19 protein-coding genes, 1 tRNA gene and 1 riboswitch are annotated in these 21,869 nt (G+C 34.7%); of the genes, 8 read left to right on the plus strand and 12 right to left on the minus strand.

What is annotated here, in order from left to right:
- Positions 1–91: 91 nt before the first annotated feature.
- The 4 genes from pabB (at position 92) to mntP (ending at position 4,850) form a co-directional block, all read left to right on the plus strand.
- Positions 92–1,477, plus strand: coding sequence for an aminodeoxychorismate synthase component 1 (gene pabB, locus ABN212_RS14210; protein ID WP_349443328.1), 1,386 nt, complete (start codon positions 92–94; stop codon positions 1,475–1,477).
- Complete coding sequence (locus ABN212_RS14215; RefSeq protein ID WP_109374206.1) at positions 1,464–2,027, plus strand: CoA pyrophosphatase; 564 nt, start codon at positions 1,464–1,466, stop codon at positions 2,025–2,027. The genes pabB and ABN212_RS14215 overlap by 14 nt, the downstream gene beginning before the upstream one ends.
- Before the next feature lie 184 nt (positions 2,028–2,211).
- Positions 2,212–3,573, plus strand: coding sequence for an L-serine ammonia-lyase (locus tag ABN212_RS14220; protein ID WP_160230451.1), 1,362 nt, complete (start codon positions 2,212–2,214; stop codon positions 3,571–3,573).
- Positions 3,574–4,064: 491 nt separating this feature from the next.
- Positions 4,065–4,203: riboswitch (yybP-ykoY riboswitch) on the plus strand.
- A 59-nt stretch (positions 4,204–4,262) separates the two neighbouring features.
- Positions 4,263–4,850, plus strand: a complete 588-nt coding sequence (gene mntP / locus ABN212_RS14225; RefSeq protein WP_109374204.1) for a manganese efflux pump MntP — start codon at positions 4,263–4,265, stop codon at positions 4,848–4,850.
- 91 nt (positions 4,851–4,941) lie between these two features.
- Here the strand turns inward: mntP and rlmA are convergent, their stop codons facing one another.
- Complete coding sequence (gene rlmA, locus ABN212_RS14230) at positions 4,942–5,757, minus strand: 23S rRNA (guanine(745)-N(1))-methyltransferase (protein ID WP_198621011.1); 816 nt, start codon at positions 5,755–5,757, stop codon at positions 4,942–4,944.
- Between the two features lie 146 nt (positions 5,758–5,903).
- A complete protein-coding gene (psiE, locus tag ABN212_RS14235; RefSeq protein WP_023581865.1) occupies positions 5,904–6,317 on the minus strand; it encodes a phosphate-starvation-inducible protein PsiE in 414 nt (137 codons plus the stop codon).
- Between the two features lie 235 nt (positions 6,318–6,552).
- On the opposite strand from psiE, the gene ABN212_RS14240 reads away from it, so the two are divergent.
- Positions 6,553–6,999, plus strand: a complete 447-nt coding sequence (locus tag ABN212_RS14240) for a universal stress protein (RefSeq protein ID WP_198621010.1) — start codon at positions 6,553–6,555, stop codon at positions 6,997–6,999.
- Between the two features lie 191 nt (positions 7,000–7,190).
- On the opposite strand, the gene ABN212_RS14245 is transcribed toward ABN212_RS14240, so the two are convergent.
- From ABN212_RS14245 to cycA, 3 genes are all read right to left on the minus strand, one after another.
- Complete coding sequence (locus tag ABN212_RS14245; protein WP_349443329.1) at positions 7,191–8,009, minus strand: MBL fold metallo-hydrolase; 819 nt, start codon at positions 8,007–8,009, stop codon at positions 7,191–7,193.
- A 214-nt stretch (positions 8,010–8,223) separates the two neighbouring features.
- A complete protein-coding gene (locus ABN212_RS14250; protein ID WP_100160390.1) occupies positions 8,224–8,658 on the minus strand; it encodes a universal stress protein in 435 nt (144 codons plus the stop codon).
- A 175-nt stretch (positions 8,659–8,833) separates the two neighbouring features.
- Entirely contained in the window at positions 8,834–10,246 is a 1,413-nt protein-coding gene (gene cycA, locus ABN212_RS14255; RefSeq protein ID WP_198621008.1) for a D-serine/D-alanine/glycine transporter, read from the minus strand.
- A gap of 260 nt (positions 10,247–10,506) precedes the next feature.
- Between cycA and ABN212_RS14260 the strand changes: the two genes are divergently transcribed.
- Positions 10,507–10,582 (plus strand) — tRNA-Lys (locus ABN212_RS14260).
- 236 nt (positions 10,583–10,818) lie between these two features.
- Here the strand turns inward: ABN212_RS14260 and ABN212_RS14265 are convergent.
- From ABN212_RS14265 to ABN212_RS14290, 6 genes are all read right to left on the minus strand, one after another.
- Positions 10,819–11,508: a fimbrial biogenesis chaperone gene (locus ABN212_RS14265; protein ID WP_198632215.1), complete on the minus strand. Its 690-nt coding sequence runs from the start codon at positions 11,506–11,508 to the stop codon at positions 10,819–10,821.
- A gap of 2 nt (positions 11,509–11,510) precedes the next feature.
- Positions 11,511–12,890: a fimbrial protein gene (locus tag ABN212_RS14270; RefSeq protein WP_349443330.1), complete on the minus strand. Its 1,380-nt coding sequence runs from the start codon at positions 12,888–12,890 to the stop codon at positions 11,511–11,513.
- Positions 12,887–15,415, minus strand: coding sequence for a fimbria/pilus outer membrane usher protein (locus ABN212_RS14275; RefSeq protein WP_198625738.1), 2,529 nt, complete (start codon positions 15,413–15,415; stop codon positions 12,887–12,889). The genes ABN212_RS14270 and ABN212_RS14275 overlap by 4 nt, the downstream gene beginning before the upstream one ends.
- 16 nt (positions 15,416–15,431) lie before the next feature.
- Positions 15,432–16,157, minus strand: a complete 726-nt coding sequence (locus ABN212_RS14280) for a fimbrial biogenesis chaperone (RefSeq protein ID WP_198625739.1) — start codon at positions 16,155–16,157, stop codon at positions 15,432–15,434.
- A gap of 63 nt (positions 16,158–16,220) precedes the next feature.
- Positions 16,221–16,751 (minus strand): fimbrial protein, encoded by a 531-nt coding sequence (locus ABN212_RS14285; RefSeq protein WP_198621004.1) that lies wholly within the window; start codon positions 16,749–16,751, stop codon positions 16,221–16,223.
- A 628-nt stretch (positions 16,752–17,379) separates the two neighbouring features.
- The gene (locus tag ABN212_RS14290; RefSeq protein WP_232797464.1) at positions 17,380–17,826 is read right to left on the minus strand and encodes a DUF6386 family protein; all 447 of its coding nucleotides are present in this window, start codon (positions 17,824–17,826) and stop codon (positions 17,380–17,382) included.
- Between the two features lie 312 nt (positions 17,827–18,138).
- Between ABN212_RS14290 and ABN212_RS14295 the strand changes: the two genes are divergently transcribed.
- Together ABN212_RS14295 and ABN212_RS14300 are read left to right on the plus strand one after the other, a co-directional pair.
- Complete coding sequence (locus ABN212_RS14295; protein WP_198625740.1) at positions 18,139–18,987, plus strand: hypothetical protein; 849 nt, start codon at positions 18,139–18,141, stop codon at positions 18,985–18,987.
- A gap of 226 nt (positions 18,988–19,213) precedes the next feature.
- A complete protein-coding gene (locus tag ABN212_RS14300; protein ID WP_349443331.1) occupies positions 19,214–20,044 on the plus strand; it encodes a hypothetical protein in 831 nt (276 codons plus the stop codon).
- A 111-nt stretch (positions 20,045–20,155) separates the two neighbouring features.
- On the opposite strand, the gene putP is transcribed toward ABN212_RS14300, so the two are convergent.
- The gene (gene putP / locus ABN212_RS14305; protein WP_109374192.1) at positions 20,156–21,640 is read right to left on the minus strand and encodes a sodium/proline symporter PutP; all 1,485 of its coding nucleotides are present in this window, start codon (positions 21,638–21,640) and stop codon (positions 20,156–20,158) included.
- Between the last annotated feature and the right edge of the window lie 229 nt (positions 21,641–21,869).

Genomic DNA, 21,869 nt, shown 5'->3' on the forward strand with positions numbered 1-21,869 from the left:
AACGTCTATTTTGTATTTACATGAATGTAATCTTTTTGATTACAATTTATTGTGCAAATAATACAACACACTTTGTTTACATGGTCATAAGATGGATATGCAATTACAACAACGCGAACTAACTTATACCCCTGATCTAGCATTGCGGGTATTTTCTCCTATTGCGTCATTGCCTTGGTCTAGTTTACTTCATTCTGGCTTTGCCGAACATCCTCATAATCGTTTTGATATTGTTGTCTCCGATCCTGCTGTGACTTTAGAAACTCGCAAACAAACGACAACGATTAAAGAAAAAAACGGTACGGTCAAACGTTCCAAAAAAGATCCCTTCACTCTCATTCAATCTGCGTTGGACCAATTCGATTTTCACCCAGAACAAAGTGATTCATTGCCTTTTTTGGGTGGCGCTTTAGGTATCTGGAGTTATGACTTAGGTCGTCGTTTTGAAAATCTACCTGAAATAGCGAAAAATGAACTTAGTTTCGCAGATATGGCAATTGGTATTTATGATTGGGCACTTATTGTCGATCACGACTTAAAAAAAGCCACTTTAATTAGCTATCACAATATTGATGAGCGCTTACAGTGGTTAGAAAGCCAAACTTCCACAGCTCTTGATTCACAATTCACCTTAACAACAGATTGGCAATCAAACATTAGTAGTGATGAATATAACGAGAAAATAGCTAAAATTCATCAATACTTACTTTCGGGTGACTGCTATCAAGTTAATTTAGCTCAACGTTTTTGTGCAAGCTATACAGGCAGTGAGTGGAACGCATTCTTAACATTGAATCAAGCTAATAAGGCACCTTTTTCTTCGTTTATGTGTTTGCCAAATAACTTTGTGATTAGTGTTTCACCTGAACGTTTTATTCATTTAGTTGATAATAAAATTGAAACACGTCCTATAAAAGGCACACTACCTCGTAAAACATCGCCAAAAGAAGATGATGAACAAGCTCAATTATTAGCAAATTCACGTAAAGATCGCGCTGAAAACTTAATGATTGTAGATTTGATGCGTAATGATATTGGCAAAGTTGCAGTAACAGGTTCTGTTAAGGTTCCTGAATTGTTTGTTGTCGAGCGTTTCCCTGCAGTACACCATTTAGTCAGTACCATCACCGCAGCACTTCCTGAGCATTTAAAAGCAACGGATCTATTAAGAGCAGCTTTCCCTGGTGGTTCAATTACCGGAGCGCCGAAGATCAGAGCTATGGAGATCATTGAAGAATTAGAGCCACATCGTCGCCATGGATATTGTGGTGCAATTGGTTATATCAGTTTTTGTGGCACAATGGACACCAATATCAGCATTCGCACTTTATTAACTGAAAAAAATAAAATTTACTGTTGGGCAGGCGGTGGTATTGTTGCTGATAGCGTTGCTGAAAAAGAGTACCAAGAAACATTCGATAAACTTGGGCAAATATTAACTGTTTTAAGTGAGTCTACTATCGATGACACCCATTGATACTTTTATCAATCGTTTTCAACTCACATTACCTGATGACAAGGTAAATCAGCCTCTTCATGCCCAAAAATCGGCAGCCGTCTTGCTGCCGATTATCAATAAACCTAACCCAACATTATTATTAACTGAGCGTGCATCAACGTTACGCTCTCATGCAGGGCAAGTCGCTTTACCCGGCGGTAAACGCGATCCTGAAGATAGCAACCTTATTGCAACAGCTCTAAGGGAGGCGCATGAAGAAGTGGCTATTCCACCCCATGCCGTATCCGTTATTGGTCAATTAGCCCCTTTGCAAAGTTCTAGCGGATATTTAGTTACCCCTATTGTGGGTGTTATTCCTGCGGGTTTACCTTTACGCCATAACCCTGCTGAAGTCGCCTCTATCTTTGAAATGCCACTAAGCCATGTACTTAATGCCCAACATTATCAACCACTAGATTTTCATCGTGCTGGTGAAAATCATCGTATCTACTTTTATCCCTATAATGGACATCTCGTCTGGGGATTAACCGCCGCTATTTTACATAGACTCGCTTTACATATTACTTAACACGCTATTTTATATTCAGCTTGTGCTTTTTATCATCGCCTTCACAACTCTACTTAGCTATTTTAAAAAAATGTTGTAAACTACATCATTAACGGGACGATATAATCGTAAAAACGATCCCTTTACTATAAATAACTATATTTCATTCTTTTTAACCCTCTCTCTTATTATTAAGGAGTCTGACGTGATTAGCGTTTTCGACATGTTTAAAGTGGGCATCGGACCATCTAGCTCTCACACCGTAGGGCCAATGAAAGCGGGTAAAGAATTTGTCGATGATTTAGTCAGCCAGGAATTGATTGCGTCTGTCACTCGCGTAGCTGTTGATGTTTACGGCTCCTTGTCTTTGACAGGCAAAGGTCACCATACTGATATCGCAATTATTATGGGGTTAGCAGGTAATGCACCAGCTACTGTCGATATTGACAGCATTCCCGGTTTTATTCGTGAAGTTGAAGAAACTGGCAAGCTATCATTAGCAAACGGCTTAAAAGTGGTCGATTTCCCAGCAGAAAGTATGCATTTTAGCAATGACAACCTGTCATTACATGAAAATGGTATGACAATCCATGCTTTTGCTGGCGACAAAGAAGTCTATAGAAAAACGTACTACTCTATTGGTGGTGGTTTTATCGTTGATGAAGAAAACTTCGGTAAATCAACATTAAACAGCAAGCCTGTTTCATACCCTTATGCTAGCGCAGAAGAGCTATTAAAACACTGTAAAGAAACGGGTTTATCCATTTCCAGCTTAATGATGAAAAATGAGCTGGATCTGCATACTCAAGCAGAAATTAATGCTTATTTCGCTGATGTTTATAAAACAATGCAAGAGTGTATTGAACACGGTTTAAATACAGAAGGCGTATTACCAGGGCCATTACGTGTACCTCGTCGTGCTGCTGCATTAAATCGCTTATTGACATCAAGCAACAGCCTGTCAAACGATCCAATGAAAGTCGTTGATCTGATCAATATGTTTGCACTGGCGGTTAATGAAGAAAACGCAGCAGGTGGACGCGTTGTAACAGCACCAACAAATGGCGCATGTGGTATCGTTCCTGCTGTATTGGCTTACTACGATCGTTGCATCGAACCTGTTACACAAGAAATCTACTTACGCTATTTCTTAGCATCTGGCGCAATTGGTATTCTTTACAAAATGAATGCTTCTATTTCTGGTGCAGAAGTAGGTTGCCAAGGCGAAGTTGGCGTAGCTTGTTCAATGGCAGCTGCGGGTCTTGCTGAATTATTAGGCGGAAGTCCAGAACAAGTCTGTATCGCTGCTGAAATCGGTATGGAACACAACCTTGGTTTAACTTGTGACCCTGTTGCAGGCCAAGTTCAAGTTCCTTGTATTGAACGTAATGCCATTGCTTCTGTTAAAGCCGTTAATGCCGCGCGTATGGCAATTCGTCGTACCAGTGAACCTCGTGTTTCTCTCGATAAAGTCATTGAAACTATGTATGAAACGGGTAAAGACATGAATGCTAAATACCGCGAAACATCGCGCGGTGGTCTTGCAATCAAAGTACAGTGTGACTAATTAATACTATTTAGACGAAAAGCCATTCATTTTGAATGGCTTTTTTATTTCAGCTACTTTATTTTTAATCATCGCTTAACCCTTAGATAACTAAAGAAAATAATTATTAAATATACATTTGAAATTAAGCAATCTATCTTTTTATAATTTAAAACTTTTTATTTTTATATATTAAATTTCATCACTAAATATACTTATTAAATATAGGCTCATTTAATATTCATTTAATTTTGTAGGAAATAGAGCTTATAATTTTTAGGTGTACTCATTTCTATAAAATATTAATTTCTTATTATAAAAATAATTAAAACCCATTATTTATTATATGGTTAATAATTCATCATGTTGAATCTTATCATTTTTTTAACATTTAAAGATCGTTTAAAATATATTTAAAGCAATCTGATTTAATAATGATAATTATTATCAATATCATCTTTGAAATATAATAAATAATATGTTGCCTTTCGAAAATAATATGTTATCTTCTGCACCAAGTCATTGGGGAGTAGCCTGTCTTAAAATAAGAATAATTATTTTAAGAAATCTGTATCAACATACTCGCTTATTTTCATCTAGCGTGGTGCAGATGCCGTAATACGGTTGGCAAGACCATAGACACATAATTGTACTTCTTTGGTTGGGGGTCAATTGTGTGTATATGGAAATACCCCAACCGAGGCTTTATTATGAGTTTCTACGCTACTATCATTCTCGCCCTTGCCCTTTCTATGGACGCATTTGCTGTTGCTGTCTGTAAAGGAGCCACATTACACAAACCTCGTTTTCGCGAAGCACTCCGCACTGGATTTATATTCGGTATTATTGAAGCCAGCACACCCGTTATTGGTTGGGCGATAGGCTTATATACTAGCCAATATATTATTCAATGGGATCACTGGGTTGCCTTTGGATTACTGTTTGTTCTTGGTAGCCGGATGATTTACCAAAGCTTAAAACGTGGCGATGATTGTCCTTGTGAAGAAGAAGCCCCACAACGCCACGGCTCACTGTCTTTAATCGCCACAGGTATTGCTACAAGCCTTGATGCAATGGCAATTGGTGTCGGTTTAGCGTTCCTTCAAGTCAATATTGTTCATACCGCAATGACGATTGGTATGATGACCATGATCATGGCTACGCTGGGTATGCTAATTGGGCGCTACATTGGCCCAGTACTTGGAAAAAAAGCAGAAATTATTGGCGGGATCGTATTAATTGCTATCGGCTTTAATATTGTATTCGAACACTTAGAATTATTTATGTACGCCAAATAATCGCTAATAAAGCATATTAAAAAGCTTAGGTTTGAAATATCACGACCTAAGCTTTTTTATTAACTTAATAAAATATTGTTATTTCACATTATTAAGCATGACGTTGATAGACTCGAATTAAAAAGTCTGTTTCACATTCAAAGTTTTTACTTTCCGCTAATGTCTGTTTTACTTCTTCGCTTGCACGCCATGCAAACGGCGTCATTTGTAATAAATCAAAAGCCTGCTTACCGTTTAAATTCATCATATAAGCAACCTGATGTTCAGACACTTTATTAAATCCATCAAAATGTTCTTCTTTTAATGGATGAAGATGTACTTCTGAATAAATCAGTGCTTTTAACTGATAAAGGTGACGAGGGGCTGGTGTAACAGTAATAATATAACCATTGTGCACAATGACTCTTGCTAATTCATCACTGTTACAGGGGGCGTAAATACGCACAACTGCATTTAAAGAAGCATCACAAAAAGGTAAACGTTGACTTGAAGCTACACAAAAATGAATGGATGAATAACGTTTAGCTGCATATTTAATTGCAACCTTAGAAACATCTAAGCCATAAACTTGTGGATTATGTAATTTTAGATTTTGATAAAATTGATTGGTGTAATAACCTTCACCACAACCAATATCCAATACAACACTGTTATCTTCAGGCAATAATGTTTGTATTAACTCAGCCACTTTATCTCGCATTGGCTGGTAAAAACCTGCATCTAAAAACTCACGGCGTGCGTTAATCATTTCAGCACTATCACCAGGCTCTTTTGAGCGTTTAAATTGCACTGGCAACAAATTGACATACCCTTCTTTAGCACAATCAAATTGATGATTATTTTCACAGACCCAACTGTGAACTTGAAGAGAAAGCGCCTGATAACATAATGGACATTGATAAGACATAGTAATATTTTTGTATAACCCAGAATAGAATTGGGAGAGATAATAACATACCTCTCCCAATCTTGCGGAAAACCTTACTCTTTATTTTTAATCTTAAGTCATGCTTTCTATGCTGAGTAGCTTACTAAGCACAACTTATAGGCGAATTAAGTTCGTTTTAGTTTTTCAGTGTTAGCGATAAATAACGCAATAACTAACAACAATATTGCACCTGATTGAATTAGCGTATCAACGGAGTCTTTATGCTCAACAATAATGAGTCGTACTATTGCTGTTATTCCGATATAAATAAAATACCTTAATGGGAAATGCCCACCAGATAAAAAATACTTAACAATAAGTGCAATAAACTCAAAATAAAGAAAGTAGATCAAAATACCTTCTAATAATTGATAAGACGACTCTTCTGCACCTAAATTAAATAATAATGAAGCAATTACATATGTTTCTTTGATAAGAAAACTGACCAATACAATCGCTAAAATAAGTAACCCAATATTAAGCACCCACTGTAATATAGTGGCAATACATTTCAGTAAGTCTTCGCTTGATTTTCTCATATAAACTATAACCTAGTGGGATCATTCCGTGATGTGTAAAAATAATAAAAGATCTATTAGACAATTTTACTAAATTTTAATGGATTTACGCATTCACCACACCATTTTTTTATCTTTTAGAGCCAAAAAACCAAGAATAATGATGCAATAATCGCAATATTTACTTTTAAATTTCAACTTGTAAGCCGATTTATTTATACTTAATTTAAGGGCTAATTTATTGAAAAGGCACACTATGGCTAACAAATACCTCGTTGCAATTGATTTATTAGAAGATAGCAGAATTCAGCGCATGATCGAAGATATTCACTTCCTAGCTAGGAAACCAGAAAATTATTTCCATTTCATTACAGTTATGCCTAATTTGCGCTCTTTAGAAGCTTATGGGCTTAATTGTGACAGCTCGTCGGTCATTGAGAAAAAGCAACAAGCTTTAGTTTTATTGACTGAAAAATTAGAGCAATGCGTAAAACAACAATTTAACTTACCCAAAGAGCAATACCAATGCCATGCCGTTATTGGTACACCTAATTATAATATTCTAGAGTTAGCAGATAAAATTGATGCAGATACCATTATTATTGGTTCAAGTTCACGCAATAAACGTAATATTTTACTGGGTTCAACAGCGGATTATATTGTAAACAATACGTCGCGTTCAGTAATGGTTATCCGCAAATAAAATCACCAAAACACTTTCCTTTTGGCAATAAAGTTATATTATTTATTGCCAATAAGTATTCGACTATTCTCTTCATTATAAATAGCACTAAATGCACTTTAATTTTTTTGTTTCAATAGCTTATTTTGTTAGAATGCAAACCAAAAAAACAAAAATTTCGTCTCTTTCAATAGACTTCGTTCTATTAAATACTACTCAAAAGATAAAGATTGTCCTGCATTGAAATCTTTCGCATTAAGATATTTTCGCCCTAATACCCCAGTGCAATGGCATCCATACACATCAATATTTTCATCTATGGCTTTTTTAGCACGCTGTAAATCAAATGGTGTTGCACAACGTAAATGCAATCCCCCGACAATCGCTTGAATTTGGTTATTTCCGGTTATTTTTTTCGCGTGCTCAATGATAGATTCAATACCAGAATGACTACAACCAGTGATAATCACTAGGCCTTTTTTTCCTTGCCAAACAAGAAAACTATCATCAAGAACATAATCATCTTCTTCACCTGATTCATGAATAATAACACCATAGCGTTTATTCACTTGACGTTGAGTCACTTGTCCCGAATAGATAAAACTTTTTTCGATTACTAACGGTGCTTGTGTTAATTCAAAAGAAAACTGCGCTTCGAGTTTTGCTCGATCAAATAAAGGTGCTAAACGTTTAAATTTAATATTTTTATTACCTAAAAAAAGGGTTGAATAACGAACAGAAAATAAATGAGGATGGGCGATAATTCGTGGTTTATGGGTGAAAAAATCTGCTGACAAATGTGTAAGTCCACCAAAATGATCATAATGCCCATGAGACACAACAATCGTTTTCAATGTGGTTAAATCAATACCCATTTTTTTTGCATTTGAAATAAAGGTAAGGTCTTTTCCAGTATCAAAGAGAATTTTAGCTTGGCACTCATCATCTTCTAACAATAATGATAAACCAGGATAATGGTTAAGTTCAGGATTAATCGATTTGTTTTCTAGTAATGCGGTGATCGTTAACATAGGGATTTTTTAATTATTATCAGGAGATAACGTAATAGTAATTAAAAAAAGAATTTGTTCCAAATATAAAAGCTGCTGATTTGTGCGATTGCTTTACCTTTTTAATCGCATAATCGCTGTTACGTGTGAACAAAACATAACAGCGATATCACTAAACTCTGCAAATATTCTTATTTTTCACTTATAAACACATTAGAGTTATCTTACGGCTCTATTATCTTACTACCATAACAGAACGTTTTGCATAACGTGTAATATCTGCGGCGGTTGAACCGATATGATAAGAATCATCTTCAGGATTATGCGAACCAATCACAATTAAATCCGCATTCACCTCATCAGCAATCTGCAATATTGCATCTCGTGGTGTACCAATACAAATGTGAGTTTGCATTCTGTCATCAGGTAAATCAAAACGTTCGATTATTTTTTTAAGCTCTTTTTCCGCTGACGTTTTTAAGCATCCTTGATCTAATTGATCGCCATTCATAACAAGTCGATAATAAGAAGATTGTGGAAGTTTAGGTAACACATACAAAAAGTGAACATAAGGATCTTCATTTTTTGCAATATTTTCCACTAACGGAATTGCTTTGTTCATCAGGTTATCTTCATCAATATCAATGGGAACCAAAATATTCTTATACATACCGTCTCCTTTTATTTTAATTGTAGGATAGTGTATTTTTAAAAAATTGCCGGATATAGTTAACATATTCTAAAAATATTTTAACTCACTTGAATGACACCTAATTTTTAATTAAAAAAATAGCCCTATCATGGATTGATAAGGCTATACATTTAATAAAAAAAGAATGCGTAATTTATTTTTCTATTGCCATTTTTTGTTTACGTTTTTTAACGTACTGATAGCCAATTGCTAATGCAATAAACCATAATGGAGTCACACTTAATGCTTGGCGAGTATCATGTTCAAAAGCGAGTAGCAACGTCATAAATGCAAAAAATGCAAGACACAGCCACGACATAATAATTCCCAAAGGCATTTTATAGATAGACTTTTCATGCAATTGTGGGCGTTTTTTACGATATGCCAAATAAGAGCATAAAATCATACTCCAAATAAACATAAATAATAACGCAGAGACTGTTGTTACCAAGGTAAATACGTGCATAACATCAGGAATAAAGTAGATTAATATAATTCCACATGACAAACATAAGCTAGTAAATAACAGTCCATTGGCAGGTACTGCACGTTTAGATAATTGGCTAAACTGTTTTGGTGCTTCGCCTTCTTTAGATAAACCGAATAACATTCGGCTTGTGGAAAATATCCCACTATTTGCAGAAGAGGCTGCTGCCGTTAATACCACGAAGTTTACTAAACTTGCAGCTGCGGGTATTCCTATCATAACGAATAACTCAACAAATGGGCTTTTATCCGCCAAAATAGAACGCCATGGAGTTACCGACATGATAATTGCTAATGCTAATACGTAAAAAGTAATAATACGGATAGGAATAGCATTGATAGCTTTCGGCAAGGATTTTTCTGGATCACGAGTTTCTGCAGCCGCAGTCCCGACTAATTCAATCCCAACAAACGCAAAAATAGCAATTTGGAATCCAGCAAAAAATCCACTTAACCCTTTAGGGAACATTCCCCCATCATTCCAAATATTCTCTAGTGCTGCTGTATGTCCTGCTGGCGATTCAAACCCAATACTGATAAGAACAATACCAACAATAATTAAAGAGACAATTGCGGTTATTTTTATCATGGAGAACCAAAATTCCATTTCTCCGAAGAGTTTGACTGTTGCTAAATTTAAAATAAGCAATGTCAGCACACAAATAAAGGATGTTCCCCATTCAGGAAAATTAGGAGCCCAATAACTAATATAGGACGTTATAGCGACGATATCGGCAATACCCGTAATGACCCAGCAAAACCAATAAGTCCAGCCGACAAAAAAACCAGCCCACGGCCCTAATAAATCACCAGCAAAATCACTAAATGACTTATATTCTAAATTTGATAACAACAGCTCGCCCATCGCTCTCATCACAAAGAACAAGACAAAGCCAATTATCATATAAACAAAAATAATTGATGGTCCAGCTAACGAAATGGTTTTCCCTGATCCCATAAATAGACCAGTACCGATAGCACCACCAATAGCAATTAATTGAATATGACGATTTGTTAGCCCGCGCTGTAGAGTGGCATTTTTCACTCTAGCGGGAGGAGAAATTTCTGTTTGATCTTCCATACAATACCTGAAGTGTTTTCATATTTTCGATGTTGTTTTTACCGCTATTTTATTTTTTGACGCGGTAATATGTTTGCGAAATTATTGTGACACAAATCTCAGTATAAGTAATGAAAAGATCACTTTTAGTAAAATGAATGATGCTTTGATAACCAGATAAGATCCTTTCTTTAATTTAATCGGCGATATTTTATCCATTTAAAAAAAAATCAAAATAAGCACTTGACCATCGCATTTGAGAGGAGAATAATCAGCGCATCGGGTTGTTAGCTCAGTCGGTAGAGCAGTTGACTCTTAATCAATTGGTCGGGAGTTCGAGCCTCCCACAACCCACCAATTTTAAGCTGATAAATCAGACATTTATGCCACTTAGAAATAAGTGGCTTTTTTGTATCTGGAAGAAAGTGGCGACAAAATGGCGCATTTATCTTAATCTAGAAACTCAAAATAATACGGTAATTAAAAAATAACATTGGCTTATATTTCATTCAATTTTTATAATTAATGAGACTAATTAAAACAAACAATTAGTCTAATTTAATTACATAATCCAATACAAACCACCAGCAAATCTACTTTATCTCTTTTTTATCTTTAAATTCGCCACCAAAATCATCAATAAGAATATAGCTAATTTGGTTTATTTGACTGTTTTCTAATGTAACTTGTTGTTTTGAAAATGGCGCTATCATAGGAATGAGAATATTAGGATTATTTTCGCCAGATGCTGATTTAATGGTGACATAAAAAGGTGTCGGATTTTCAATTGTTAACTGTTTATCTGATCTCGTAAAAACAAGAGCGCTACTGACATCGGAAATCACCATAATTAAATCATCAGGGCGATAGAATACTTTTACTTGTAATCTGACAACGACATTAATTAAACCTTCATCATATTTTTTGTTCTCAGGCTTAGGCATGATTTCATATAAATTAAGCCAGTAAAGTGTCTCTTTCTCTTTATCTGTATTGGTAAATTTATTAATTACTCGTACTCGTTGTGATTCACTCGGTTTTAATTGTAATACTGGCGGTAATGATAAAGCGGAAACATCAGTTATGGTTTCTGGAGTATTTTCTGGATTACCATCATCCACCCATGTTTGAACCACCACAGGAAACTCACCATCATTCTTTATATTTAAGGATGCTTCTCTGTCTGAGTGATAAAGGATCACTCTTGACCCCTCTAATGCTAAATTCGCTTTGGCGATAAACGAAAAACACAGTAACAGAATAAAAATACTGATCCTTTTCATATTTATTGCACCTGTATAATTACTTGTAATGTCGCATTAAATTTACCAGCAGTTATTTTCTCTCTCGGTAACGCTTCTAATGAGGCATATAATGTTTTAGTTAAATCGGCAATACCATTATTATATGAGACTGAACTAGCATCATCATAAATAGGATACCAACCATAACCCTCACCTTGCCCTTCATTAGCTAATGTTGATAACAAGTTTAATGGCATACCTGATGGGCGATATATTCTTACACCAACCCCTTTCGCCATATTTGAGTCAGTACCATAATCGTCTGTCACTAAATGGGTAATTGCGGCACCATTAGGTACTGTTAATCCTAATTCAATTGCCTTGTTAACATTTGTAGGTCTAGGTAAAAATCCCATTGCAGTTTGCCCTGCTCCCGTTCCGCTGGAAATATTACTCATGCCATCGTTCGCAGGTGGTGCTAATTGACAATAAAAATCAATAGTAATAGGTAAAGTCACTTTTTTGCCACTTGCTAACTCATTAATAGTGACCAATGGGAATGAAACATAAGGCGTAACATTTCGTACAAAACAAGTAGACGCATTACGAATATAAATACGACGAGACATATTTACAGCAGCAGGCCAATAAGCATAAAAGCCATGATAATTTGTAGCGTGATCTGTACCATCTTTTAATAAATAAGAGAAGTTAGAGCTTTGAAAAGCGATATAACCTGCTGGTTGGTTAATAAACGTAATTAGCCCGCTACTTGATTGTGCGGGTGGCATATCACTTGTTCTTTCATAGTTAATCTTAAATAACTCTACTTCCATATTAGAGAAGTCTTTTGCTTTTACTAAGATCCACCCTTTGCTATCTCTTTCTAAATTTGTTAATGGTCGCGATTTCCAATAGCGGCTATAATATTCACCCGTAATAGTATTTTTAATACGGATACCTAATCCTCTTGCAAGACTAATATATGTTTCTTGTAATCCTAAAGCTGGATTAACTAAATTTTTGCCACCATAGTTATAATCACCATTCGTTGAATAAAACTCTCTTAACTTTCCTTCCTCATCGGCTGTGCAACGAAATAATATTTGTTCAGGATCATAAACTTCATAACCCGCCTCAAAAAAAGAGACAAAGCCACTCGCCACTAATGTACCCGGAATTTGAAACTGATCGTTATTAACATTAATTACTTTAGGCGTACTTCCCATTGATCCTGAATCATCCCGCGCGCCTTGCCAATTTTTCGCTGAACCTTTACCAGGCTCAGTATAAAGTACACTATTGGGATTCGTCGTCGTGGTTGTTATTTTATAACATGTTGCCGAAGCTAAATAAGGAAATAGCATCAACGCTAATAAAATAGAGAACTGACAAGAAAGTAAACAGCGATTTAATTTCATAAGCATTGACCTGATAATAAAATGAGTTTATCGGCTTCTTTTTCTTCTGGTATTGAGTAATCGATTTGGCAGCTATCTTCATCTTTACCGACGGTCAGTGTCCCTTTTTTATTTTCAACCCTGACATAAATCTGGTTACTTTGCCCCACCATGCCAACAATGTGCTTATCTTTATCATAAACATTTTCACCTAATGCCAATGGACTTTCAGGCTTAACCGAAATCAATACAGGATATCCGACTTGGGTTTTAAAAACGATTTTGGTACTTGAACCTGAATACGGTGCTATTTGTTTAGTATTTTCCAGTAGCTCAATATTATTATTTCTAATATTTTTCCCATCCAAACTAACATTGTTATATTGATAAGGAACAAGGGAAGGCACAATAGCATAACCAAAAGGATCAATGCGTGCCCCCATACCATTACTCACACTCGCACCACTTGCACCTTTTGCTTCCACTAAAGCAAAAGAATCACTAATACGAGGCCCTAATGTTACCCCGCCACTGTGTGCAACTAAGGCACCTTGAATACCCACACTGCCTTGAGTGTAATGTTTACCATTAGAGATACTGCCTGATAACGTAGTAAAAGGAAGCTGTTTAATTAAATGCAAACCACTGCCCACCGCTCTATTTTGTGTGTCGTAATCTGCATTTACACTATAAGAAAGTGTTTTATCTTCCCCTAAAAGTCCTGATAAATTCGTTTGGTAACTTGAATCATCACTAGAATGACTAGAAGATAATGATAGCATTGGTGAATAATCAGAGCGTCCTAATGGCATAGAAACAGATAACATCACCATATCTTCCGATATCGGATCGGTTGTTATTGATGTAAAAGTATTATTTGCCATCATTTGCCCCGTTTTTTGGCGGCTATAAGCGAGGCTATAAGCAATATCTTTATAGGTATTGGAATAACCGATTTGATACTGGGCATCATGTCCTTTATTACCATAATAATTACTGATAGAGCCTGAAATATAAAGTTGCCCCCACTTATCAAGAGACTGATTAACACTCAGTGTAAACTGGCTTTCTTGATTATAACTATTGGAATTCCATTCCATGTCATTGCTTGCACTTTTTCTCAATCCCAAGACATCATTATATTCGCGGAAATTCTCTGTTGAATATTTATAACCTGCGAGTGTAATAACGGTATTGGTTGGGCTAAAAGTACGGCTATAACTAATACCTAATCGTCCACCTTGATAATTATTACCGCCGACTTCAGCATTTGAAAAGGCCGAATTAAAACCTATCGCCCCTAATTTTGTAGCAATAACAGAGCCGACAAATACTGCCTGATATTGATGACCTACACGCATCCCTGTATTTAGCGTTACCGTATTATTCACACCATATTGCAAAGCGATATCTGAAAAATAACTATTTTCTGAACCAAAGTTATTCACTTCACCCGCAGTAAAGTTATATTTAAAGCGACCAGCCCTTACTGACTCAGGTAATGCGGTAAATGGCACTGTAAAAGAAGAAACTTTGCCATTACTTTCGTGGATTTCGACTAATAAATCCCCTTCATAACTGGTTGGATAAAGGTCGTTTATTTCAAATTGTCCAGGTGATACCGTTGTTTGATAAATTTCAGTACCGTTTTGTTTTATCACTACACGGGCGGTAGTCGTCGCAATACCACGAATAACAGGTGCATAGCCTTTTTGAGAATCTGGCAACATTCTTTCATCAGACATTAATTGAATACCTTTAAATGCCAGACTTGAAAATTGTGCGCCTGTTGTATAAATATCGCCGACAACTAACATCGATTTTAATGTCAGTAACGGCTTTTGTAGATAAGTTCTTATCCAATTAAAGTCACTATTACTTCCCGATTTTGATGAATTATAAGAGTAAGATGCTTGTTGACGAAATTGCCAAGTTCCCAGATTTACGCCCATATTGACACTACCAAAACCATAGTCTGAAGTTTGTCCGTTCGATTTATTCTTATAGTAATTACCCGAATAATTGGTGAACAACATGGTGTTGCCCGCATCTAAATCGTCTTCATTGACATAGCCTTGTGGTCTTCGTTTTAATAAGATTTGAGGCACTGCAATCATTATTCTAAAGTTAGAAGCATCAAACGAATCTACAATGTTTGTATTAATTTGGTTTAATACTAAACATTGACTATTATCTTGACTGATCTCGTTATCCAGCAAGATCCCCATTTCATCAATTTGTTGTTGATTAAAACAAGGTGTCACTTTACCTTTATCATTTAGTTGAAAACGCACAGTTTTTCTTTCAAAAAAACGATTATTAATGTAGATGTCAACATCATAATCACCAGGCTCCACATAATTACTATCATGAAGCTGATTAATGTTGATATTATTTTTGCTACCTAATAATAAAGAAGGATCAAATTCATAATCATCAGCAAATGCAGAAGTCATTGATTGAATAAATAGAGAAAATGAGCCGATTAAGAGTACGACTTTTATTCTATTATTTAATTGTGCTGTGCTTTTTTCTATGACTTTCATTTCAATGCCATTTTTATTAATGAATTAAATCTGTCATGCTATTTTGTCCACCTAGATCATTAAGGTATTTATAGGTCATTTTATCGGGTAAAAATGAAAGCTTTCCGCCATTTTCAGCGACTAATATCTCCGTTGATAACGGAGAAACCATAGTTGATTTAAATATAAATTTTTGTCCCGAAGCATTAGTGGCCTCAAGTTGTGCAAATGACACAAAGAAAGGTGAATCATTTTTAACTTTTATATTGCCATTACTTTCTTTTGAGAAAGATATTTGTTTCTCGATATTATTTAGCTGCGAGACAATCGCTGTTGGGCGATAAAATATTTTTAATCGATGATGCACAATAACCGTAAAGCTATTTCCTTCTTTTATATCTTTATTCAAATCTTTAGGTGGGATCTGTGCTACGTTTAAATAGAAAATAGATTCTTTATCTTGTGGTAAACCTTCACCAGTATAAATTAATCGTGCGTCTCTCCCTGTCTTAGGGTCGATACGAAACACGGGGGGTTGAATAACAAAAGGCGCATCTGCATTATCTGGGGTCGAATTAGGATTATTTTTATCCGCCCATATTTGCATAATGTAGGGAATTTCATCGTTATTCATAAACTTTAAAACTTCAAAGCGTGAATCCGATGAATAAACAATACGTGTTTTTAGCATAGTGACACTAGAATATGATGCTGTGCTATAACTTAAGAAAAATACGGCAATTAGCATTATTATTTTTTTCATTACTTATCTTCCTCTTATATAAATAGAAAAATGTCTCCTTTATATAAAGGAGACATATAAGCATTATTGATAAGAGATAGAGTACTGCACACTACCTTCTACTTTACCTGCTGTTGCAACATCATCGGCATAATAACGTACAGCATAATCATAAGATGCTGATTTTTCGTTTGCTTTTAATACTAAACCTTCGTTACCTACACCAGTTAAATCAATTTTGGTACCTGTTTTCGCAGGATCAATAATTTCTAAGCTAACATTGTTATTTGCTGCTGTATTACCAATACGACCTTCTGTTGTCAGATTATTAGCAATAAAAATGGTTTTAATATTTGTATCTGTTGGTTTAGACCCAGTACAACCACTCACTGCGATAGTAAATGGTGTTTGTCCTGCAGTTTTACCTGCTGTGTCTAATGCTGTAACAGGAACAGTAGGTAATAAAACAACAGGAAGTGCAGAATTACCATTAACAGTTACAGTACAAGTTTCATCAGAAACTTCACCTTGGAAACGAATGGTATTATCAGAAGCTGCAAAAGCGGTAGAAGAAAAAACACCTGCTATAACAGTAGCAAGAAGTATTTTATTCATAATAAAACTCTCCGGTAATATATCAAAATAAGACTAGTTTATTGTATTGGTAATATAAAAAGGCGAACATGAAATAAGTTTATTAATAACCTTATTTCATGTTTATTACGTACTAATATTTAAGTATGTATAATTATCAGCTTATTTACTCATAAAATGCAACTAAATTCGCCGAGCATAGATGTTAATACGTATACATTTTTCGATTTTAAGTATATTCTTATAATCTAAATATGACTATTACGTATTTTTGGTAAAAAATTTATTAATTTTATTAGGATTAATATTAAAAATTATATTAATCAAGTTCAAATTGATATTTGTCATTTTTAATAAAATAAGAACAATAAATTTATTAATTAAATTTAATAAAACCTTTCCCATTCTTTATTTTATTATTGAAATATTATTTTTTCTTTTAGTGAAATTTAAACCATATTAATTAATTAAGATGTAGTTAATTGATTAACTTTATTTATAATTACCGTATTCGTTATATTGTACTTAACATAACCATGTTTTTTTAATCTACATTTATTAACTTATTAATAAAGTACAGGAATGGCGCTTTAAATAATAGTATTTTTAAATTGTTATTATACCTTTATGTTACCATTTATATATTCCTTTAATATAAACGTAAAACACTCTCAAATTTATTTATTTTCACTTTACTGTAAATGATAGAAATAAAAAGTAGGCTATTTACCTTTTTTAATGATACATCATAATATCCTACTGGAAGAAAAATAATCTCTCCTGCACGATATTGTGGATCATCTGGCTCTAAATTACCGCCAGTTGTATCCTCTCCTGCACCAATAAAAATTTCACCTGATGGACAATGTATGTTTATTTTTACATCTGGATCTTCAATTTTATCGCATAGGTTAATAGTGTAAAAACCATCATTACCCAAACCAATAAATGCGATATTACCTTTGTTCATTTCATTTAACTCATCATCAGGTATGCTCCACCAATCTGCTGTATCTGATTTTCTATGCCGGATCGCTTGTAAATCAAAAATGGCCAGAGTTGCCGTATCAGTCATAAAAGAAAATGCGTTTAACATATTCATGCCCCAAAAAAACAATTCTGATCGTACCAAAATATTTTTCTTACCTTTATGTATTGTTTAATTATATAGGATTTTATCTATACTAGACCTATATTTTATGTACTACTTATACGCTAAATAATTTGCAACAACTTGAATATATGCAAACAAATACTCTAAATAATTCAAGTTACAGCTAGGCGACAAGTGAATGAGTCACTAGGAGCATACATAAGTATGTGACTAGTGTGAATGAACATAGGCAACAACGCTGTAGCTTGAAGTATGACGAGTAGCGCTGTAGCTTGAAATATGACAAATATATACATGGACGGTCTTATGAAATTACAACAACTCCTTATCTCTCTTTCCCTTTATGCGGTATCCTCATTGCCAGCAATCGCTACGTCGACTCAATGTACTGATATTGAAAAACAAACCAATATTGCTAATAGCAATATTATATTGCTCAGTTCTTACAACGGCCCTGTTAAATCAGTCACGATGACAAGCTCTATACCCCATGACGGGCGTTTTAAAGCACTAAAAGGTGAAATTTACTTTGATGAATGTGGAAAGTTATTGAAAGATAGCACATCAATGCAAGAGTACTTTGAAGGTAATGTAGAAACTAATTTAATAAGAACATTACCTAATAATCCTTCTGTTATCCGATATCAATTTCAGATAAAAAATGCCTATGGCTCACACTCTATCTACATGCAAGAAACCTATCATAAAGATGGACAGAACCGGTTCAACAAAAAAATAATTCAATATTATGCAAATGATGGCGCTTTACTGGATACAATCACCAGCCAATTCGACTATAAAGATGGGCGCATTATTAAAGAAACGAGTAAATCGTCTGATCCTACAACTGAGACTATCACAACAGAGTACATCTATAATCCTCAAGGAAAACTACAATCCGTAATAGAAGACGGTAAAATAAATGTAGAGTATCAGTATGATCCAAAAGGAAAAGTCGTTACTCAATCAAACTATATCAAAGGCGTTAATGGAGAAGATAAAGCCTTTATCACTACTTGCCTTGAATGGGACAAATTTGCTAATTGTTCAAAAGAGGAACTTGAAAGTACGATTAAATTTAATGATGAAGTGATTAATTTCAGTAAAGCCATGCTTCATAACGAGTTTATTTACTACGAATAATATTTACATTATATTTTTGTATCAAATTTAAGTTAATAATATAAAAATCAGACTATCAAAAATAGACTGGTTTTTATATTTATTACATATCTTCTTATCTATGGTTAGATACTTCTTCGTGATACTTTCATTAAAAAACAATTTGTGTAAAACTACTTAAATCAATTAATGATGAATATGCTTTATAGCATGTTCTCTTTTAATAAAATTTAAGATGACGCATTATATGAAATTATCACTTCTTTTTATTTTTTCTCTATACACACTTTTTATTTCACTCCCAGCATTTGCGACATCAACATCTTGTAAAGATCTACAAAAACAGGTGAACCAGTCTAATAATATGCCCACTCTGTTAGAGTTTTATTATGGGCCTATAAAATCAATCATCATCACTAGTACATTACCTGAAAAAGGTCGATTTAAAGCCTATAAAGGTGAAATACAATTTGATGAATGTGGCTCTCTTACTAAATTTGATTCTTCTACGCAAGAATATATTCATGAGCGAATCGAAACAAATCTTGTAAGAATGTCAAAACCTTATAATATCAAATATAAATACCAGCTAAAGAGCTTACACAAGATCTATACTCTCTATCTGAATGAAATATATGGTAAAAATAGTCAGAACCAACTAATAAATAAAACTTCTCATTTCTATGATGGAGATGGAACACTCATAGGAACCGATTTTTCAAAAATTGTTTATGATGGCAATAAGATTGCATCAGAAACAATTATTGAATCTAGTGCTGAAAATCAAGGAAGTACAATATATTATTCTTATGATAATAAAGGTCGCCTCTTAAAAGCAATTGATAATAATGAAGTAATGTTAGAATTTAATTATGGTGAAGATGATAAAATCTTACATCAAACGCAAATATTTACGAGTTTGTATGACGATATAAGAGAGTATGATAGTACTTGCCAAGAATGGGATAAATATAATAATTGCTTAACATGGAATATGGTAAGTGAAGTTAGAAAAGATGACACAATAATCGATACCAGCACAGCAATTGTATATAATAAATTTGAATATTATGAGTAAGTTACTAGTATTATAAATTATACTCTCTTTTAAATTTATAATGAATTTACATAACAAAGGCCACCTTATTAAATAAAGTGGCCTTTTATTGTTCTAATTTTCTATATTTTATTATGTATTACGATATTGAGTTTCAGCTTCATCAAAACGTTGTTGGTTTTCTTTACTCGGCTCTTTACCCATTAAACTGATGACAACGATAGCGATAGAGGCAAAGATAAAACCAGGAATTATTTCATATAACCCAAACCATTTATATTGCATCCACACTAACACGGTTAAAGCACCAATCAACATTCCAGCAAATGCACCATTACGAGTCATACGTTTCCACATTACAGAAATGAGGATCACAGGGCCAAAAGCGGCACCAAAACCAGCCCACGCGTTACTCACTAAATCAAGCACCTTATTGTTTGGATCACGCGCTAAGAAGATTGCGATTATCGCAACTAATAACACCATGCCACGCCCTACCCAAACTAGCTCTTTTTGGCTCGCACTTTTACGAATAAATGGCTTGTATAAATCTTCAGTTAACGCACTTGCACAGACTAATAATTGACAGCTTAATGTACTCATTACCGCAGCTAGAATTGCAGACAACAGAATACCAGCAATCCATGGATTAAAGAGCAATGAAGCCAGCTCCATAAAAATACGTTCATTTTTAGCTGTTACAGCGCCAGCTTGTGCTGGATTCATTTCAAAGTAAGCAATACCAAAGAATCCAACCGCAACCGTGCCACCTAAACAGAGGATCATCCACGTCATACCAATACGGCGTGCTTTACGAATAGTTTGATTAGAATCAGCCGCCATAAAACGTGCAAGAATATGAGGTTGCCCAAAATAGCCCAATCCCCATGCTAATAACGAAACAATCGCGATAAAATCAAGCCCTTTGAACATATCCAAATAAGATGGATCTTTTGCTTTAATGATAGCAACAGAAGTATCAATGCCGCCCACTGAGAAAATAACAATAATAGGTGTCAGGATCAGAGCAAAAATCATTAAAGTCGCTTGAACGGTATCTGTCCAACTTACAGCAAGAAAGCCACCTAAAAAGGTATATGCGATAGTTGCAAGCGCACCATAAATCATCGCTTCGTGATAAGGAATATGAAACGTAGACTCAAACAGCATTCCACCAGCAACCACGCCTGATGCACAATAGATAGTAAAGAAGGTAAGAATAACTAACGCTGAAATGATACGTAGCATTTTGCTTTTATCATCAAAACGCGATGTCAAATAATCGGGCAACGTTAATGCATTATTATTTTTTTCAGTTTGCAAACGTAAACGCCCTGCAACTAAACGCCAGTTTAGCCACGCGCCTAAACAGAGTCCAATAGCTATCCAACTTTCTGAAATACCAGCGAAAAACACCACGCCAGGTAATCCCATTAATAACCAACCACTCATATCTGAAGCACCCGCTGACAACGCAGTGACTACACTGCCTAATCGCCGACCGCCAAGAATATAATCATCAAAGTTTTTTGTTGAACGATAAGCAAGGTAGCCAATAAAAAGCATACCCAAGATATAGATCGTAAATGTAATTAGCATTGGCGAAGTTAAAGCCATAATTGCAGTTCTCCATAAATCTGTTTCCGATCATCGGTATGCTTTTGACTTGTACAGGAACGTTGCACTTCGTTGCGCATTAATGATCTTTTCAGTTTTTAATTAAAATAATTTCTTACAGCAACAGATAAAGCATTCACATCAATCCTAGAATAGGTTAACTGCATTTAACAAGAAATTAACGTTTAAATGTTTAAATTTTGTATATGACTTCACACTATTTGTCTTA

The sequence above is a fragment of the Proteus genomosp. 6 genome (assembly GCF_040139785.1).
Lineage (GTDB): Bacteria > Pseudomonadota > Gammaproteobacteria > Enterobacterales > Enterobacteriaceae > Proteus.

Coding starts and splice junctions, on each gene's coding strand:
- pabB (WP_349443328.1), top strand. CDS start 92: ATGGATATGCAATTACAACAACGCGAACTAACTTATACCCCTGATCTA.
- ABN212_RS14215 (WP_109374206.1), top strand. CDS start 1,464: ATGACACCCATTGATACTTTTATCAATCGTTTTCAACTCACATTACCT.
- mntP (WP_109374204.1), top strand. CDS start 4,263: ATGAGTTTCTACGCTACTATCATTCTCGCCCTTGCCCTTTCTATGGAC.
- rlmA (WP_198621011.1), bottom strand. CDS start 5,757: ATGTCTTATCAATGTCCATTATGTTATCAGGCGCTTTCTCTTCAAGTT.
- psiE (WP_023581865.1), bottom strand. CDS start 6,317: ATGAGAAAATCAAGCGAAGACTTACTGAAATGTATTGCCACTATATTA.
- ABN212_RS14240 (WP_198621010.1), top strand. CDS start 6,553: ATGGCTAACAAATACCTCGTTGCAATTGATTTATTAGAAGATAGCAGA.
- ABN212_RS14245 (WP_349443329.1), bottom strand. CDS start 8,009: ATGTTAACGATCACCGCATTACTAGAAAACAAATCGATTAATCCTGAA.
- ABN212_RS14250 (WP_100160390.1), bottom strand. CDS start 8,658: ATGTATAAGAATATTTTGGTTCCCATTGATATTGATGAAGATAACCTG.
- cycA (WP_198621008.1), bottom strand. CDS start 10,246: ATGGAAGATCAAACAGAAATTTCTCCTCCCGCTAGAGTGAAAAATGCC.
- ABN212_RS14265 (WP_198632215.1), bottom strand. CDS start 11,508: ATGAAAAGGATCAGTATTTTTATTCTGTTACTGTGTTTTTCGTTTATC.
- ABN212_RS14270 (WP_349443330.1), bottom strand. CDS start 12,890: ATGAAATTAAATCGCTGTTTACTTTCTTGTCAGTTCTCTATTTTATTA.
- ABN212_RS14275 (WP_198625738.1), bottom strand. CDS start 15,415: ATGAAAGTCATAGAAAAAAGCACAGCACAATTAAATAATAGAATAAAA.
- ABN212_RS14280 (WP_198625739.1), bottom strand. CDS start 16,157: ATGAAAAAAATAATAATGCTAATTGCCGTATTTTTCTTAAGTTATAGC.
- ABN212_RS14285 (WP_198621004.1), bottom strand. CDS start 16,751: ATGAATAAAATACTTCTTGCTACTGTTATAGCAGGTGTTTTTTCTTCT.
- ABN212_RS14290 (WP_232797464.1), bottom strand. CDS start 17,826: ATGTTAAACGCATTTTCTTTTATGACTGATACGGCAACTCTGGCCATT.
- ABN212_RS14295 (WP_198625740.1), top strand. CDS start 18,139: ATGGACGGTCTTATGAAATTACAACAACTCCTTATCTCTCTTTCCCTT.
- ABN212_RS14300 (WP_349443331.1), top strand. CDS start 19,214: ATGAAATTATCACTTCTTTTTATTTTTTCTCTATACACACTTTTTATT.
- putP (WP_109374192.1), bottom strand. CDS start 21,640: ATGGCTTTAACTTCGCCAATGCTAATTACATTTACGATCTATATCTTG.